Origin of the sequence: Actinocatenispora sera, from assembly GCF_018324685.1 — a bacterium.
Lineage (GTDB): Bacteria > Actinomycetota > Actinomycetes > Mycobacteriales > Micromonosporaceae > Actinocatenispora > Actinocatenispora sera.
Genome location: NZ_AP023354.1, coordinates 3,117,498 through 3,131,510 on the forward strand (window position 1 = coordinate 3,117,498; position 14,013 = coordinate 3,131,510).

Annotated in this window: 16 protein-coding genes; 8 read left to right on the forward strand and 8 right to left on the reverse strand. The window is 71.9% G+C overall.

Features of this window, described 5'->3' with window-relative positions; genetic code table 11:
• Positions 1 to 168 precede the first annotated feature (168 nt).
• The 4 genes from Asera_RS15010 to Asera_RS15025 all read left to right on the forward strand — a co-directional run bounded on the left by Asera_RS15010 (position 169) and on the right by Asera_RS15025 (position 1,989).
• Positions 169 to 585: a hypothetical protein gene (locus tag Asera_RS15010; protein ID WP_030448430.1), complete on the forward strand. Its 417-nt coding sequence runs from the start codon at positions 169 to 171 to the stop codon at positions 583 to 585.
• A 109-nt stretch (positions 586 to 694) separates the two neighbouring features.
• Positions 695 to 1,054 carry a WhiB family transcriptional regulator gene (locus Asera_RS15015; protein ID WP_030448429.1) on the forward strand — a complete coding sequence of 120 codons (360 nt, stop codon included), beginning with the start codon at positions 695 to 697 and terminating at the stop codon, positions 1,052 to 1,054.
• A 52-nt stretch (positions 1,055 to 1,106) separates the two neighbouring features.
• Positions 1,107 to 1,253: a hypothetical protein gene (locus tag Asera_RS15020; RefSeq protein ID WP_157035064.1), complete on the forward strand. Its 147-nt coding sequence runs from the start codon at positions 1,107 to 1,109 to the stop codon at positions 1,251 to 1,253.
• 475 nt (positions 1,254 to 1,728) lie between these two features.
• Positions 1,729 to 1,989 (forward strand): hypothetical protein, encoded by a 261-nt coding sequence (locus Asera_RS15025; protein WP_030448428.1) that lies wholly within the window; start codon positions 1,729 to 1,731, stop codon positions 1,987 to 1,989.
• An 8-nt stretch (positions 1,990 to 1,997) separates the two neighbouring features.
• On the opposite strand, the gene Asera_RS15030 is transcribed toward Asera_RS15025, so the two are convergent.
• The 3 genes from Asera_RS15030 to Asera_RS15040 all read right to left on the reverse strand — a co-directional run bounded on the left by Asera_RS15030 (position 1,998) and on the right by Asera_RS15040 (position 6,767).
• Positions 1,998 to 3,467 (reverse strand): NF041680 family putative transposase, encoded by a 1,470-nt coding sequence (locus tag Asera_RS15030; protein WP_030450043.1) that lies wholly within the window; start codon positions 3,465 to 3,467, stop codon positions 1,998 to 2,000.
• 309 nt (positions 3,468 to 3,776) lie between these two features.
• Positions 3,777 to 5,090, reverse strand: coding sequence for an ABC1 kinase family protein (locus tag Asera_RS15035; protein WP_212804602.1), 1,314 nt, complete (start codon positions 5,088 to 5,090; stop codon positions 3,777 to 3,779).
• Between the two features lie 123 nt (positions 5,091 to 5,213).
• On the reverse strand, positions 5,214 to 6,767 hold the full coding sequence (locus Asera_RS15040; protein WP_030448589.1) for an FAD-dependent monooxygenase: 1,554 nt from the start codon (positions 6,765 to 6,767) through the stop codon (positions 5,214 to 5,216).
• Between the two features lie 113 nt (positions 6,768 to 6,880).
• On the opposite strand from Asera_RS15040, the gene Asera_RS15045 reads away from it, so the two are divergent.
• The gene (locus Asera_RS15045; RefSeq protein ID WP_084132455.1) at positions 6,881 to 7,393 is read left to right on the forward strand and encodes a MarR family winged helix-turn-helix transcriptional regulator; all 513 of its coding nucleotides are present in this window, start codon (positions 6,881 to 6,883) and stop codon (positions 7,391 to 7,393) included.
• 13 nt (positions 7,394 to 7,406) lie between these two features.
• Here the strand turns inward: Asera_RS15045 and Asera_RS15050 are convergent, their stop codons facing one another.
• Together Asera_RS15050 and Asera_RS15055 are read right to left on the reverse strand one after the other, a co-directional pair.
• Positions 7,407 to 8,459, reverse strand: a complete 1,053-nt coding sequence (locus Asera_RS15050; protein ID WP_030448591.1) for a hypothetical protein — start codon at positions 8,457 to 8,459, stop codon at positions 7,407 to 7,409.
• Positions 8,460 to 8,734: 275 nt separating this feature from the next.
• Positions 8,735 to 8,887, reverse strand: coding sequence for a DUF5679 domain-containing protein (locus Asera_RS15055; RefSeq protein ID WP_169745899.1), 153 nt, complete (start codon positions 8,885 to 8,887; stop codon positions 8,735 to 8,737).
• 575 nt (positions 8,888 to 9,462) lie between these two features.
• Here Asera_RS15055 and Asera_RS15060 point away from each other — a divergent pair.
• A complete protein-coding gene (locus Asera_RS15060; RefSeq protein WP_051802770.1) occupies positions 9,463 to 10,062 on the forward strand; it encodes a M48 family metallopeptidase in 600 nt (199 codons plus the stop codon).
• Positions 10,059 to 10,694 carry a hypothetical protein gene (locus Asera_RS15065; protein ID WP_030448593.1) on the forward strand — a complete coding sequence of 212 codons (636 nt, stop codon included), beginning with the start codon at positions 10,059 to 10,061 and terminating at the stop codon, positions 10,692 to 10,694. Before Asera_RS15060 ends, Asera_RS15065 begins: the two co-directional genes overlap by 4 nt.
• Before the next feature lie 90 nt (positions 10,695 to 10,784).
• On the opposite strand, the gene Asera_RS15070 is transcribed toward Asera_RS15065, so the two are convergent.
• Positions 10,785 to 11,684 carry a LysR family transcriptional regulator gene (locus Asera_RS15070; RefSeq protein ID WP_030448594.1) on the reverse strand — a complete coding sequence of 300 codons (900 nt, stop codon included), beginning with the start codon at positions 11,682 to 11,684 and terminating at the stop codon, positions 10,785 to 10,787.
• 74 nt (positions 11,685 to 11,758) lie between these two features.
• Between Asera_RS15070 and Asera_RS15075 the strand changes: the two genes are divergently transcribed.
• Positions 11,759 to 12,772: a DMT family transporter gene (locus tag Asera_RS15075; protein WP_084132512.1), complete on the forward strand. Its 1,014-nt coding sequence runs from the start codon at positions 11,759 to 11,761 to the stop codon at positions 12,770 to 12,772.
• On the opposite strand, the gene bcp is transcribed toward Asera_RS15075, so the two are convergent.
• Together bcp and Asera_RS15085 are read right to left on the reverse strand one after the other, a co-directional pair.
• Positions 12,681 to 13,154: a thioredoxin-dependent thiol peroxidase gene (gene bcp / locus Asera_RS15080; RefSeq protein ID WP_030448596.1), complete on the reverse strand. Its 474-nt coding sequence runs from the start codon at positions 13,152 to 13,154 to the stop codon at positions 12,681 to 12,683. The genes Asera_RS15075 and bcp overlap by 92 nt on opposite strands.
• A 101-nt stretch (positions 13,155 to 13,255) precedes the next feature.
• Positions 13,256 to 13,861 (reverse strand): DUF7144 family membrane protein, encoded by a 606-nt coding sequence (locus tag Asera_RS15085; protein WP_157035081.1) that lies wholly within the window; start codon positions 13,859 to 13,861, stop codon positions 13,256 to 13,258.
• Positions 13,862 to 14,013: the final 152 nt, after the last annotated feature.

Here is a 14,013-nt window from a genome sequence, read left to right on the forward strand (position 1 = left end):
AATTCGATTGCCACCCACCGGCGGACGGCATAACCTGCCAAGGTCCGGGTGACGCGCCGGCGCTCCGCGAGGGAGTTTTCCTCGCAGGAGATTGCCGGAGCACAGCCGCATCGCAGATCCGGACCGACCCGCGAGGGCGGTCCCGAGACAGGAACGAGGTGACTATCCGTGGAGACCAACCGCATCGATGAGCGGCGGTTCCTGTCGCTGCCAGTCGCTTCGGCCCTGCTGGATCGTGATCCGGCCGGTGTCGCGCCGATCGGCTCCGACGCACGCGACATCTCCGCTGTGTCGCCCGTTCTCGCCGTCTCGCTCTGCTCCACCGCCTTCACGGCTCCGGAGCCGATCTATGCGGCAGCTCAGTTCCGTACCCAGGGGTTCAGTGGCTTTGCGGGCAAGGTCTCGCCGAGTCACATCGCCTCTCAGGGGCTCAGTGTCGGCATTGCGCCGGCACCGCAGTCCGTCGACGCCGGCCAGCCGGCCGTCGACCAGCAGCAGGGGACCGGTGTAGCCGAAGCGATGGCCAACCTGATGGCCAAGCGCCGCGGTGTCCCGCCTCGAGGTAAACCGGATTATCCGGCCTGACCAGGCCGACCGGCACCTTGAGGCCGCGGAACCCGCACACCGGGATCCGCGGCCTTTTTGTTCCCCAAAAGTTGATCAAGCCACGAGCGAGAAACGAGGTGACCGGGCGATGAGCCTGGTGTTGGCCCCCCTCGACGGAGCCGTCGAGACCGGGGTGGACCTGCCCTGCCGGACCTTCGAAGCGGACCTGTGGTTCGCCGACACCCCGGCGGACCTGGAAGCGGCCAAGTCGCTGTGCGGCGACTGCCCGCTGCGGATCGAGTGCCTCGCCGGCGCCCTGGAGCGGCACGAGCCGTGGGGCGTATGGGGTGGGGAGATCTTCGAGCACGGAGCGGTGGTGCCGCGCAAGCGGCCGCGGGGCCGCCCGCGCAAGGAGGACCTCGCGCGTGACGCGGTGGCCCGGGCACAGGTTGCTGCCCGTACCGACGCCGTCCTGCGTGAGGCGAGCCGGGCCGTGACCGCGGCCTGACGTCCACCCACCACCGCGCGGGGCGACCCGCCACCCCTCAAGTGAGTACGAGATGAACGAGACGACGAACCGGAGCAACGAGATGCATACCTTGCAAGAAGCCCTGGCCCGAGCGCGAATGCGCCGGGCGCCGCGTTGGCGCTCGCTGCCGTACCGGTCGGCCCTTGATGTGGCCGCCCGGGCGCGCAAGCAGCGCTGACCGGCGCCGTAGGTCCACCGGTCGGTCCCGGCACAGCAGCCGGGGCCGACCCCGACCGGTCGGGACGCGCCTCGCGTCCCGACCACCCGAGGTCCGGACGCGCCTCGCGTCCCGACCACCCGAGGTCCGGACGCGCCTCGCGTCCCGACCACCGAGGTCCGCCCGGGCGGGCGACACCGTCCGTCCGGGCCGACCCATCCGAGCCCAGGGGTGCCGTACGGCCCGCTGAGCCCCGGCTCGATCCACACGCCGAGCCGCCGGCTCGCGCCGTACCGGGTGCCCCTTCCTGCCGGCCCCGGAGACCCCACACCAAGGTCTCCGGGGCCGGTTTCGTGCCTACCGGATTTCGGCCCGGTGCCGGGGATTCCGGTCGTGCCCGACATCACTGGCCCGTCCGGGTGGTTGCCGCGCGCTCTCCGTCGCACCCGCCGCCCGCCGGCGTAGCGTCTGCTCGCGAACGGAGGATGGACGCGAGATGACGAGTGGCCCCGCCATCGACGCCGGCCGGCCCGCACCGGCCGTCGCGGTCGACCCGTCGAGCCAGGTGGACATGGAATCCGTTGGAGTAGCAGAGATCCGGCCACGTTGCCGGGAGTGCGGCCGGGACAGCGCCGGGTCGTACGGGCTGGGTTGGTCGCGGGTCTGCTCGCCGACCGGCGAGTGGTGGCTGTGCGCCGCCTGTACCCGCGCGATCGTGGGCGCGATCGAGACCTGCCTGGACGGCAGACCCGCCTAGCTTGAGTTTTAACCTGTTCGTCGGGGTCGTGGCGTGGCCGACGGCTTCTTAGGTTTGTGGCGATGCGGTTTGGGTCGGTCCGGTCTGGACGCCGTGTGCACGTCATGGCGGGCGGCTGGCCGTTGGTTGGGGTGCCCGGCTGGGCGTCCTGGCCCGGGCCGGCAGAGTTTCGGCGCAGCCGCTAGAGGAGGCAGCCGCGGGTGCAGGTATCGAAACCCTCGCCGGAGGCGTGCCGGGGTCACCCGCTGTGGCGGGAGGGGTTTCTCCCACGGCCGACGCAGGTCCGCCGCGACGTTTCGTGCGAGGCGTAGTTGGGTGTAGGCGGCCAGCACCAGCCATGTCCAGCGTTCGGCCGCGGCCGGGTCGCGTAGTTTCGGGCAGGTCCAGCCCAGGGTCTGTTTGAGCATGCGGAAGGTGTGCTCGATGTCGAAGCGGCGCAGGAACGCCTGCCATGCCAGGTCGACCTGCCCAGGGTCCAGGTCGGTGGCCGAATGCCACAGCCACACCGGTTTCGGGATCGCGCCCGAGGGCAGCCTCTCGACGTCGAGGCGGATGACGGTGCCTTCCAGCACCGGCAGATCGCCGGTATGCGCGGCCCAGGCGGTGCGGTGCGTCAACCGCGGATGCAGACGGTCCCAAGCACGGATACGCGCCGGCCCGTAATGCCTGGTGTCGGTGGAGATCTGGACATCGGGCTCGCCCCAGGTTGCCGTCTGGCCGAACACGAACTCGCTGCCGTGCCGGCACGGCCGGCCCACCGTATGCCGACGATCAGACAGAGCCGCTCGGCGTAGGACCCGGTCGGAACGCATCCGCACCAGCACCCGCACCGGCAGATCGGCCAGCACGAACGACAGGCGGGGACCGTCGTAGCCGGCGTCGGCCACGATCAGGATCTCCGGATCACCGGCATCCCAATGCCCTGCCTCGATCAGGCCGGTCACGACCCGCCGTAGCTGGTAAGCGGTCACGGCCGCCGCGTCCTCACCCGGAGCCAACCGGACCGCGTCCAACGGCGCGGTCCATGACGACCGTCCGGTCTCCAACGCCACCACCACCGACCACGGCCAGCCCGGCACCCCGATGTGCTGATCCTTGCCACGACCGTAGGTATGACACATCATCCGGCCGGGACTGGTATGTGCCTCGGGCCGCAACCAACACGTCACGTCCACCGCCAGCACGATCCGCCCATCACCCGCCCGCGGCAACGTGCACCCCAACATCGCTTGCCGCAACCGATCGGAGTCGATACGGCCAGCCGCCAGCGCGCCATACAGACCACCGTGACCACGGCGGTGGACTCCGGCCAGCGACAACTCCGGCAACGACCGCACCGGCCCATCGACACACAACAAGGCGTCACACGCCTCGAACAGGCCATCGGCCCGGGACGTCAAACACGCATAAAAGTCCCGCCGGAACCGGCTCAACTGCCCGCCGACGACCCGACGATATGGTTGAGGCACACTGATCACCGCAGCCCTTGCTGTTGATCTTCCTACTGTCGCAAGAGGAATGATCAACCAAGGGCTGCTTCCATGATCAACCAGGGTGCCCCACACCGCCCACCAAGGTTAAAACTCAAGCTAGGGTCTGTTTCGCAAGTCCCGCGTGCCGGCTGCGGCGGCCCCGTTTGCCCACTCGCGGCGTTGTCGGACAGCCCGTGTGCAAGCCCGGCACACGAACTGCCCTCCGCCTTGCGAGCAGACAAACGCGACTCGCCTCGCTCGGCCGGGGGCCCCGAAACAGACCCTAGAACCCGCCGAGCGACCTGCCTCGGCGGATCACTCGTCGGCGAAGCCGGGCAGCCAGCGCTCCAGCACCCCGCGGTACTCGGCCTTCGCGTTGAGCTGGCACAGCACCCCGATCGAGCCGAGCGTCACCCGGTAGATCATCAGGTACGACGGGGGCAGGTTCAGCTTCTTGCCCAGCTGGTAGGCGTCGCTGCCGGGCTTGGCCAGCCGGGTCGCCTCGCTGCGCAGCCACTCGCGGGTGAACCGGAACTCGTCGACCGCGATCGGTTCCAGCACCGGCAGCAGGTAGTCGAGGATCGACTGCGCGTCGACGTGCACGTTCGACGGCACGAAGCCCTCGTCGCGCAGGCCGGACAGGACCGCCTCGGCGTCGCCGGCCAGGGTCAGCCGGGTCAGCCGGCCGATCGGCTCGGGCAGCCCGTCCGGCACCCGGGCCACCGCACCGAAGTCGATCACCCCGAGCCGGCCGTCGTCGAGCAGCCGGAAGTTGCCCGGGTGCGGGTCGGCGTGCAGCAGCCCGGCCCGGGCGGGCGCGGAGAAGTGCAGCGTCGCCATCCGCAGGCCGGCCAGGTCCCGGTCCTCTTCGCTGCCGTGCGCGATGACCTCGGCCAGCGGGGTGCCCTCCACCCAGGCGGTGATCAGCACCCGGTCGGTGCCGGCGAGCACCTTCGGCACGTAGATCTCGTCGTCGTGTGCGAACGCCTTGGCCATGGCCTTCTGGGTGGCCGCCTCGAGCTTGTAGTCGAGTTCCTCGGTGACCCGCTCGCGCAGTTCGCTGAGCAACGGCTTGATGTCCAGTCCCGGTTGCAGGATGCGGAACAGGCCCGCCAGCCGGGACAGCTGGTTCAGGTCGGAGACCAGCGCCTTGCCGGCCCCCGGGTACTGGATCTTGACCGCCACCGGGGTGCCGTTGTGGTAGACCGCCCGGTGCACCTGGCCGATGCTTGCCGCGGCGGCCGGCTGGTCGTCGAACTCGGCGAACCGGCGCTTCCATCGCGGCCCGAGCTCCTCGGTCAGCACCTTGTGCACGCTGGCCACCGGCATCGGCGGCGCCGCCTCCTGCAACTTGGTCAGCGCCGCCCGGTACGGCCCGGTCAGGTGTTCGGGCAGCGCCGCCTCGAACACCGACAGCGCCTGGCCGAACTTCATCGCGCCGCCCTTGAGCTGCCCCAGCACGCTGAACAGCTGCTCGGCGGTGCGCTGCTGGATCTCGGCGGAGACCAGATCGGCCGCGGTGCCGGTGACCCGCTTGCCCAGTCCGAGCGCGGCCCGTCCCGCCAGGCCCAGCGGCAGGGTCGCGAGTTTCGCTGTGCGGGACACGGCACGACGCGGGATATCGGTCACGCTTCCCATTGTCCCATCACAGCGTTCGCTCAGCCGGTCGCGCGCTGCCCGTATCGCCGCGCGACCGGCCGAGGCTGTGGGACTCCTCGATCGGGGAGAGGTTCCCGACCGCCCTCGAGCGGGTCAGCGGTCGAGGATCTGGCGCCAGGCGGCGTCGAGCGCGTCGCGGTCGGCGATCGTGGTCGACCGCCACCCGATGACGCCGTCCGGACGGACCAGGACCGCACCGCAGTCCGACAATCCGTAGTCGGATCGGAACGTACCGTCGTCGGTCAACTCGGCGCCGATCCGGTGCACCGCGAGTGGCACGGCCAGCTCCGCGGCGACCTGCTCGGCCGCGCCGGCCCAGTCGGGGTCCTCGGTGAGCAGGACGAACCCGGCGAAGAACAGATCCCGGGTGGACAGCATCTCGTCGCCGCGGTGCAGAACCACGTGCGGCGCGCGGGTGCCGGGGCGCCCGGCGGGCAGCTCGAAGCCGTACCCGTCGGTGCCGCCGGCCACCGCGCGGCTGGCCATCCGGTACCCGAACAGCCCCTGTACCGGGTCGGGCACCTCAGGCAGGTCGTCCGGGCGCTGGTCGGGCTGCAGCCGCTCGAACATGTTCGCGTACTGCCAGTCGGCGATGGTCTGCCCGTACGGCCGCTGCTCGGCGTCGTGACTGTCCAACAACCCCGGACCGGCCTCGCCCCTGACCACCGCGGCGAGCTTCCAGGCCAGGTGCATCCCGTCGAGCATCGCGGTGTTGCCACCCTGCCCGCCGGTCGGCGGCATCAGGTGCGCGGCGTCGCCGATCAGGTGTACCCGGCCGGCGGAGAACCGGTCCGCGACGCGGTGCGCGATCTCCCAGGCCGTGCCCATGTTGCAGACCTCGACCTTCAGCTCCGGCCGGCCGGCTGCGATCCGGATCACCTCGACGACCTCGGCCTCGGTGCGCTCCCGGTCGTCGTTGATGCCGAGCACGTACTCGCCCGGGTGGTCGGTGGACACGAACGACGCCGAGCCGTTCGGTAGCTGCGGGTTCTGCACGTAGTACATCAGGATCGCGGTGTCGGGCACCTCGTCGATCAGCTCGGGCGCCCGGAAGAGCACCGTCGTGGTGTGGCCGAACGCGCCCCGGCCGTGGTGGCCGATCCCGACCTCGCCGGCGATGGTGCCGCGACCGCCGTCGGCGCCGACGAGGTAGTCCGCGCGCACCTGGTACCGCTGGTCGGTACCGAGGTCGTGCAGGGTCGCGGTGACGCCGTCGTCGTCCTGCCGCAGCGAGTCCAGCACGGTACGGAAGCGCAGGTCGGCGCCGAGTTCGGTGGCGCGGGCCGCGATCGCCGCCTCGGCGGCCTGCTGGCTGGCGAGGCCGCTGGGCGACGGGGACAGCGCGGCGAAGTGCGGGACGTGCTCGTTGTACTGGTGCAGCACGGTGCCGGTGATGCTGTCGCAGATCACGATCGTCATCTCGGGCCGGCCGGGCGGCGCGGCGGCGAGCAGCGCGTCGGCGACCCCGGCGGTGCGGAACGCTTCCATGATCGTGGGTGACTGGCCGCGGGCCTTGGGCTGGTTCGCCGTACCCGGGTGCCGGTCGGCGACGATCGCCGGCACACCGTGCTGGCCCAGGAACAGCGCGGTGGTGAGGCCGGCCAGGCCGGCGCCGACGATCAGGACGGGTGTCTGCTCGGACCGCATCGTGGTACTCCGCTCGCTAAGATGATTCGATCCCGCGGATATCTCTCCGCGTCGGATCTCTCGACTCATCGAAATATAGAAGGGACGCCACGGTGACGTCAAGCGATGGCGCAATGATGTCAGAGAGACGCCGAGCACGGCAACGGGAGGACCTGCTCGCGATGATGCGGGAGAACGCGTCCCGCGCCGTGATGCTGCACCAGACCATCGCCGAGCGGTTCGGGCTCAACTCCACCGACATCAAGTGCCTCGACCTGGCTCGGGACGAGCCGGCGCTGACCGCCGGGCGGCTCGCCGAGCTGACCGGCATGTCCACCTCGGCGATCACCGCGGTGCTCGACCGGCTGGAGCGGCGCGGCTTCGTCGAGCGCCGCCGCGACCCCGCCGACCGGCGCAAGGTCATCGTCGTCGCCACCGGCGAACACGTCCGGCGCAACGCCGAGGTCTTCGCCCGGCTCGCCGCCGAGATCGGTGCCGTGCTCGACGACTACGACGAGGAACAGCTCGCCACCTTCCTGGCGATCGGCCGCCGCGTCAACGCGGCCGCCCGCGCCTTCACCGGCACGCTCACCAGGGAGAAGGACCATCCCGACGACGACGCCGCCGGACGGCCCCGACGCGGGTGATGTCGCCGTGATGTCATGCCCGGCGTCGAAGGCTCGGCCGTACGCAGCCGCAGCGGGGATGTGGCGGCCAGCTGCGGCGCCGGACGATACCGGGCGACGGAAGCTCCAGCGCGCCACCGAGCGTGTCCGGCTGCCCGCCGTCGAGCTCCTGGAGCACCTGCGCCGCGGCGAGCGCCGCACCGGCGGCGAGCAGCGGCGCGTCGACCGGCTCGGGCACCGGGCCGGGGATGGTGGCGAGCTGGGCGGCGAGCACCGGCCAGGCCCGGTCCCGGTCCGCCCGGGCGTGCTCGACGCAGCGCAGGCAGCTCGTGCGGCCGGGGCGCACCAGCGGGCCCACCACGACCGCTGCGTCGCGCACCCACACGCTCAGGTGGCGGACCGTCCGCAGGCTCTGCCCGTACCCGAACGGCGGGGTCGGGCGCGGCCGGCCGAACAGGATGATCAGGTCGGCATCGGGTCCGGTCAGGGCGCGGGTGTCGGTCTCCGGCGCGGCCCGCAGGATCGCGTCGCACACCGCCCGGCGCCACGGCCGGCGGGCGTCGTCGGGCAGTACCCCGCCGACGGCCGGGTCGGACGCACCCACCACCCCGCCGGCGACCGGGTGCAGCCGGCCGATCCCGGCCGCCGCGAGCAACGCGGCGGTGGGCGCGGCGAGCCGGCTGCGACCCACGAGTACCACCCGGGCCCGGCGCCGGTGGGCCAGCGCGCGGGCGGGGGAGACGGTGCTCGGCAGGCGCATCGACAGCGCCGCCGCCTCGGGCTCCAGCCGTCGCCGGGTCGCCGGGGCGAGCCGGCCAGGAAGCAGGCTGCTCGCGTCGCGCAGCAGGCCTCGGTCGGCCAGCGCGCGCAGCAGCCGGTCGAGCTCGTCGGTGTCGAAGCCGAGCTGGGCCGCCTCCTGCCGGAGCGAGGTCTCGGTGTGCCGGCCGTCGAGCAGCGTCAACAGCCGCGCCATCGGTGACCGGTCGGAGCGCAGGACCAGCGAACGGGTACCGGACAGGCCCACCTGGATCGAGCGACGGTCCCGGTGCAGCGGTGTCACGGTCGGCAGCAGCATGGGTCGTTTCATGCCGTCCACGGTGCTTCGCCGGTGCTCGGCGTGCTCACGTTGTCCACAGCCGGTAGCGGGAGATCGGCGGTTGTCCACAGAAAACACCGAGTTGTGCACAGCCATCCGGTCCGTCCTGTCGCCCTTCCGACACCCGTACCGGGGGCGGCCCGGCTGTGCGCGCGGGCCCGGACATGCAGAAGACCGGAGGCGCCGGGTGGCACCTCCGGTCTCGAGCGAAACGTCGGTACGAACGCGTCCGTACCGACGGCACGGGCGGACCCGTGCCGGGTGGATCAGGCCTTGCCCAGGATCCGGTTCATCTTGGTGCCGCAAACCGGGCACGGGCCCTTGGCCATCCGGCGACCGGAGTCGCTGACCGACACCTCGCCCTCGAAGTCCCGCTTCTCCTTGCACTTAACGCAGTAGCCGTTGTAAGTCTCGGCCACGGTGCCCCTCCTCGTGTTGTCCCGGCGCTGCCGAATCGCAGCTCCGGCCCGGCGCGGACCCTACCCAGCGAGGCTGCCCTCCCCCTCGCACCGCGTGGTGCGTGTGAGGAACGCGACCTCGGAGCCGGACGGCCCCGCACAAACCAGCAATCACCAACTGTGTGTGGACGAGGACTAAGAGTACGGGTAGCGGTTCGCTGCGCCGCGCTCGGACGTCACCCTGACCGCGTTGCCACCGCGGCCGGCGCCGACCGTGCGCCGTGCGCCGTACGCCGGGTCCGACGATGCCGCGCCGCTCGCGACCCGGCCCCCACGCCGACTCGTCACGCTCGGTGCGAGATCCCGGCACGACGACGCATCCGCCACCTTCCCCGAGCGCCGGAACGTGCATCGGCCGGGATCTCGTCGCCCATGACGCTAAGCGGACCGCAAGGCGAGGTCAACGCGCCGCGCGCGAGGAAATCCGGAAAACCGGCCGGTAACACGCCCGTACGGTGCGAAAGCCGCACGGGCTTCGGGCCGTACCACGGTGTCGCAACTGGTCTCGGGCCCTCCGGTCCGGATAGCGTGCGAGCGTGACCGAGCACAGCGGCCCGCCGGCGGGGCCCGACATCGAGGTGCGGCGCAGCGCGCGCCGGCGCAGCACGGTCTCGGCCTACCGCGACGGGGAGCGGGTCGTGGTGCTCATCCCGGCCCGGTTCAGCGCCCGCGAGGAGCGCGAGTGGGTCGACCGGATGGTGCAGCGGCTGGAGCGCCGGGAGCGCCGCACGCCGCGCAGCGACGAGCAGTTGCTGACGCGGGCCGGCGCGCTCGCCCGGCGGTACCTGCCGGACCACCCGGCCGTGGCGGTGCCGGCGAGCGTGCGCTGGGTCGGCAACCAGAACGGCCGGTGGGGCTCGTGCACGCCGGCCGACCGGACCATCCGGTTGTCCACCCGGTTGGCCGGAATGCCGGAATGGGTGGTCGACTACGTGCTGTTCCACGAGCTGTGCCATCTGGTCGTCGCCGGCCACGACGCCCGGTTCTGGGAGCTGATGGCGCGCTACCCGCGTACCGAGCGGGCCCGCGGCTTCCTGGAGGGCGTGTCGGCCACCGCCGGCCTGTCGCTGCGCGACACCGACGACGAGCCGACCGGGTTGGCGCCGGCGCCGGTGCCGCACGAGGAGGTCGGATGACCGACCGCTGCGTGCTGGTGCTGCTCGACCGGCCCGGCTGGGCGCCGCCCGGGGTGGATGCGCAGGCGTGGCGGCGGGCGCTGGCCGAGGACGTCGTCGACCTGCTCGCCCCGCTGGCCGAGGTCGACGTCGCGCTGGCCGCCACCGCGGCCGACCGGCCGCTGGCCGAGGACATCAGGTGGCCCACGACCCCGGTGTACGAGGTGACGGCGGCGCGGCCGGTCGCGGCACTCACCGCGGTGGCACGGGCCGGGTACCGGCAGGCCGCGGTGCTGCCGGCCGATCTGCCGGACCTGCCCGCGTTGCTGATCGGCAAGCTGTTCCGGGCGCTGTCCGACCGGGCGGTCGCGGCCGCTCCCCGGCTGCCGGACCGGGCCGACCTGGCCGCGTTGGCCAGCCGGTTGCCGGTACCGGAATGGCTGGTCACGGCCGATCCGGCGCTGACCGGTACGGACCAGGCCGGGCTGCGCGCCGCCGGCCGCACGGTGCCCGACGCGCCACCGCACGGCGACGTCGCGGCCTGCCCCGGCTGGCACCGGCTGCGCGGGCCGGCGGACCTGACCCGGCTCGACGAGAGCCTCGAAGGCTGGGAGGCCACCCGGGCCCTGCTCGCGACCGGCTCGGTGCGCTGACCGACCGCGGTGAGCGCCCCGAATCGGGCGGCTTGCGTCGGCCCGTCAGGTCGGGCGGCTCGCGTGGGCCGGTCAGGTTGGGCGGCTGGGTCAGGCGGTTCGGGCGTGGGTACGGAGCAGGTCGAGCAGCCCGCGCAGCGCCGGCCGGCGCTCGGTACCGGTGCGCCAGGCGACGTAGCAGCGGCGCCGCAGCGTCGGTGCGACCGCGACCACGCGGACCCCGTTCGGTACCGGATCGCGGCCCATACGTGGGATGACTGCGGCGCCGAGGCCCGCCGCGACGAGCGCGAGCTGGGTCTGGTGTTCCTCGGCGGTGTGCGCGATGCGCGGCTCGACGCCCTCGCCCCGCAGCGTCTGGCGCAGCCAGTCGTAGCAGATCGAGCCCTTGGTCCAGGCGATCCAGTCGGCGCCGGCAAGCTCGGCGAGGCTCACCTGGGCGTGGCCGGCCATCGGATGGTCGGCGGGCAGCACGAGGTCGATCGGGTCGTCGAGCAGGTGCTCGCCGGACAGCCCGTCGGCCAGCGCCAACGGCGAGTTGACCCAGTCGCAGTACAGGGCGGCGTCGAGGTCGCCGCGGGCCAGCAGCGGCAGCGAGTCGTCCATGTCGATCTCGAGCAGTTCGACCCGTAGCCGGGGGTAACGTTCGCGGGCGGCGCGCAGCAACTGCGGCATGATGCCGCGGGCGGCGGTGGCGAACACGGCGATCGTGACGTGCCCGATGACCTGGTCGCGGTGCGCCTCCAGGTCGGCCTGCGCCTCCTCGACCAGTGACAGGATCCGCCCGGCGTGCTCGACCAGCAGCTGCGCGGCGCCGGTGAGCCGGACGCCGCGGCCGTTCGGTTCGAGCAGCGTGTGGCCGGTCTCGCGCTCCAGCTTCGCCAGCTGCTGGGAGACCGCGGACGCGGTGAGGTGCAGCGTGTCGGCTGCGGCGGTCACCGAGCCGTAGGTGGCCACGGCGTGCAGGGTGCGTAACCGCTCCAGGCTCATCATATTAGGAATGCTAACGCATTCGATGAAGAACTATTTGATTGTCTAAACAGTTTCGCGGGACGAGCATGGGCGGCATGGCGATTCGTACGGCGTCCACCGGTGGGCTCGTCCGGTTCGGGCTGCTCGCGCTGATCTGGGGGCTCAGCTTCCTGTTCATCAAGCTCGGCGACGAGGGATTCAGCCCGATCCAGGTGACGCTGGGCCGGCTCGTCTTCGGCACCGGCACGCTCCTGCTGATCCTGCTGGTACGCCGGGACCGGCTGCCGCGCGGTCGGCGGGTGTGGTTCCACCTGGCGGTGGCCGGGCTGATCCTCAACGCGATCCCGTTCAGCCTGTTCGCCTACGCCGAACAGCACACCTCGTCCACCCTGGCCGGCATCTGCAACGCAACGACTCCACTGTGGACGGTCGTGGTCGCGTTGCTGGCGCTGCCGGACGAGCGGCCCGACCGGCGCCGTACCGCCGGGCTCGCCGTCGGCTTCCTGGGTGTGCTGCTGGTACTCGGCGCCTGGCGCGGCGCGGTGAGCGGCGACCTGCTCGGCGCCGGGATGGCGATCGCCGCGGCCGGCTGCTACGGCATCGGCTGGGTGTACCTGCGTCGCTTCCTCACGGGTACGCCGAACTCCGCCCTTGCGCTGTCGGCCGGACAGCTGCTCGCCGCGGCGGTCGAGGTCGCGCTGGTCGCCCCGCTGCTGACCGGCCTGCCGCGGCACGTGGCACCGTTGCCGCTGCTCGCCGTCGCCACGCTCGGCACGTTCGGCACCGGCATCGCCTACGTCCTGCAGTACGGGCTGATCCGGAACGGTGGCGCGGTGCTCGCCGCGACCGTCACCTACCTGATTCCGATCGTCGCCGCGGCGGCGGGCATCGGCCTGCTGCACGAGCACCCCAGCTGGAACCAGCCGGTCGGTGCCCTGGTCGTTCTGGCCGGCGCGGCGCTGTCGCAGCTGCGGCCGCGCCGACCGGCCGGGATCACCCCGGAGCGAACCGGTGGGTTCAGAGGCCGAGGTCGCGACGCAGCTTCGCGACATGCCCCGTCGCCCGAACGTTGTACTGCGCCAGTTCGATCCGACCCTGCTCGTCGATGACGAAGGTGGACCGGATGACGCCCTGCACCACCCGGCCGTAGTTCTTCTTCTCGCCGAACGCGCCGTAGGCCGACAGCACCTTCTTCTCCGGGTCCGAGACCAGCGGGAAGGTCAGGCCGTCCCGCTCGCGGAACTTCGCCAGCTTGGTCGGGGCGTCCGGGGAGATGCCGACCACCTGGTAGCCGGCCGCGGCGAGCGCGTCGAGCGAGTCGCGGAAATCGCACGCCTGCTTGGTGCAGCCCGGGGTCATCGCCGCCGGGTAGGCGTAGAGGATGACCTTCCGGCCGCGCAGCGCGGACAGCGTCAGCTGCTCGCCGTCGTCGGTGGGCAACGTGAAGTCGGGCGCCGCGTCGCCCTGGGCCAGCCGTACCTGTTCAGTCATGGCCCGAGCCTATCCGCGACGCCCGACCGTGGGCGGTGCTGTCTCGGCGGTTCCGGCAGGACGGCGCCGACCGGCGCCACCGTCCTTCCGGCCAGAACCTCTCACGTGTCGGCGCGGTGCTCCGGCACGATGTGGGCGTCGGCCGCGGTGTCCTGCGCCCGCTGGGTGGCCGCGTGCCGCGGTGCGTCGGTACCGGCCGGAGGCCGGCTCTGCGCGTCGGCATCCGCCGCGGTCCGGCTGCTCGGCGCACCCACGTTGCGCTGCGGCCACTTCTCCGCGCCGCCGCCGGTCTCCTGCCAGTCCTCGCGACGCGAGTCGGCACGGCTGTTGATGGCCGTGGCGAGCGACCAGATCACGAACACGTTCGCGGCGATCACCACGAGCGACCAGATCGGGTAGTGCGGCAGGAAGAAGAAGTTGTTGATCGCCGACAGCGCGGCCAGCGCGATCGCGGTCATGGCCGCCCAGGCGGCCCCGCCGAACAGGGCGATCCCCACGAGGACGAGCAACACGCCGAGCACCAGATGGACCCAGCCCCAGGCGGTCGTGTCGAGGTTGAACAGGTAGTTGTTCGTGGCCACGTAGAACTGGTTCTTCACGATTCCGACGACGCCCATGATGGCCTCGAAAACACCGATCATCACCATCATCGTCGCCGCGAAGACCGACCCGGCCATCGCCAGGCCGGCGTGCTGTGAACGTGCCATGGCTCCCCCTGAAAATCGGTCCTGATTCGACGCTACGGTGCCTCCGACATCCACCGATCGGATCGGCGAAACTCGGCGCGCGGTTTGCGCGGTTGGCGACCCGGTGTGCGGAAGTCGCCGATGCCTCGATGCTCGCGGTTCGGCTCAGCCAA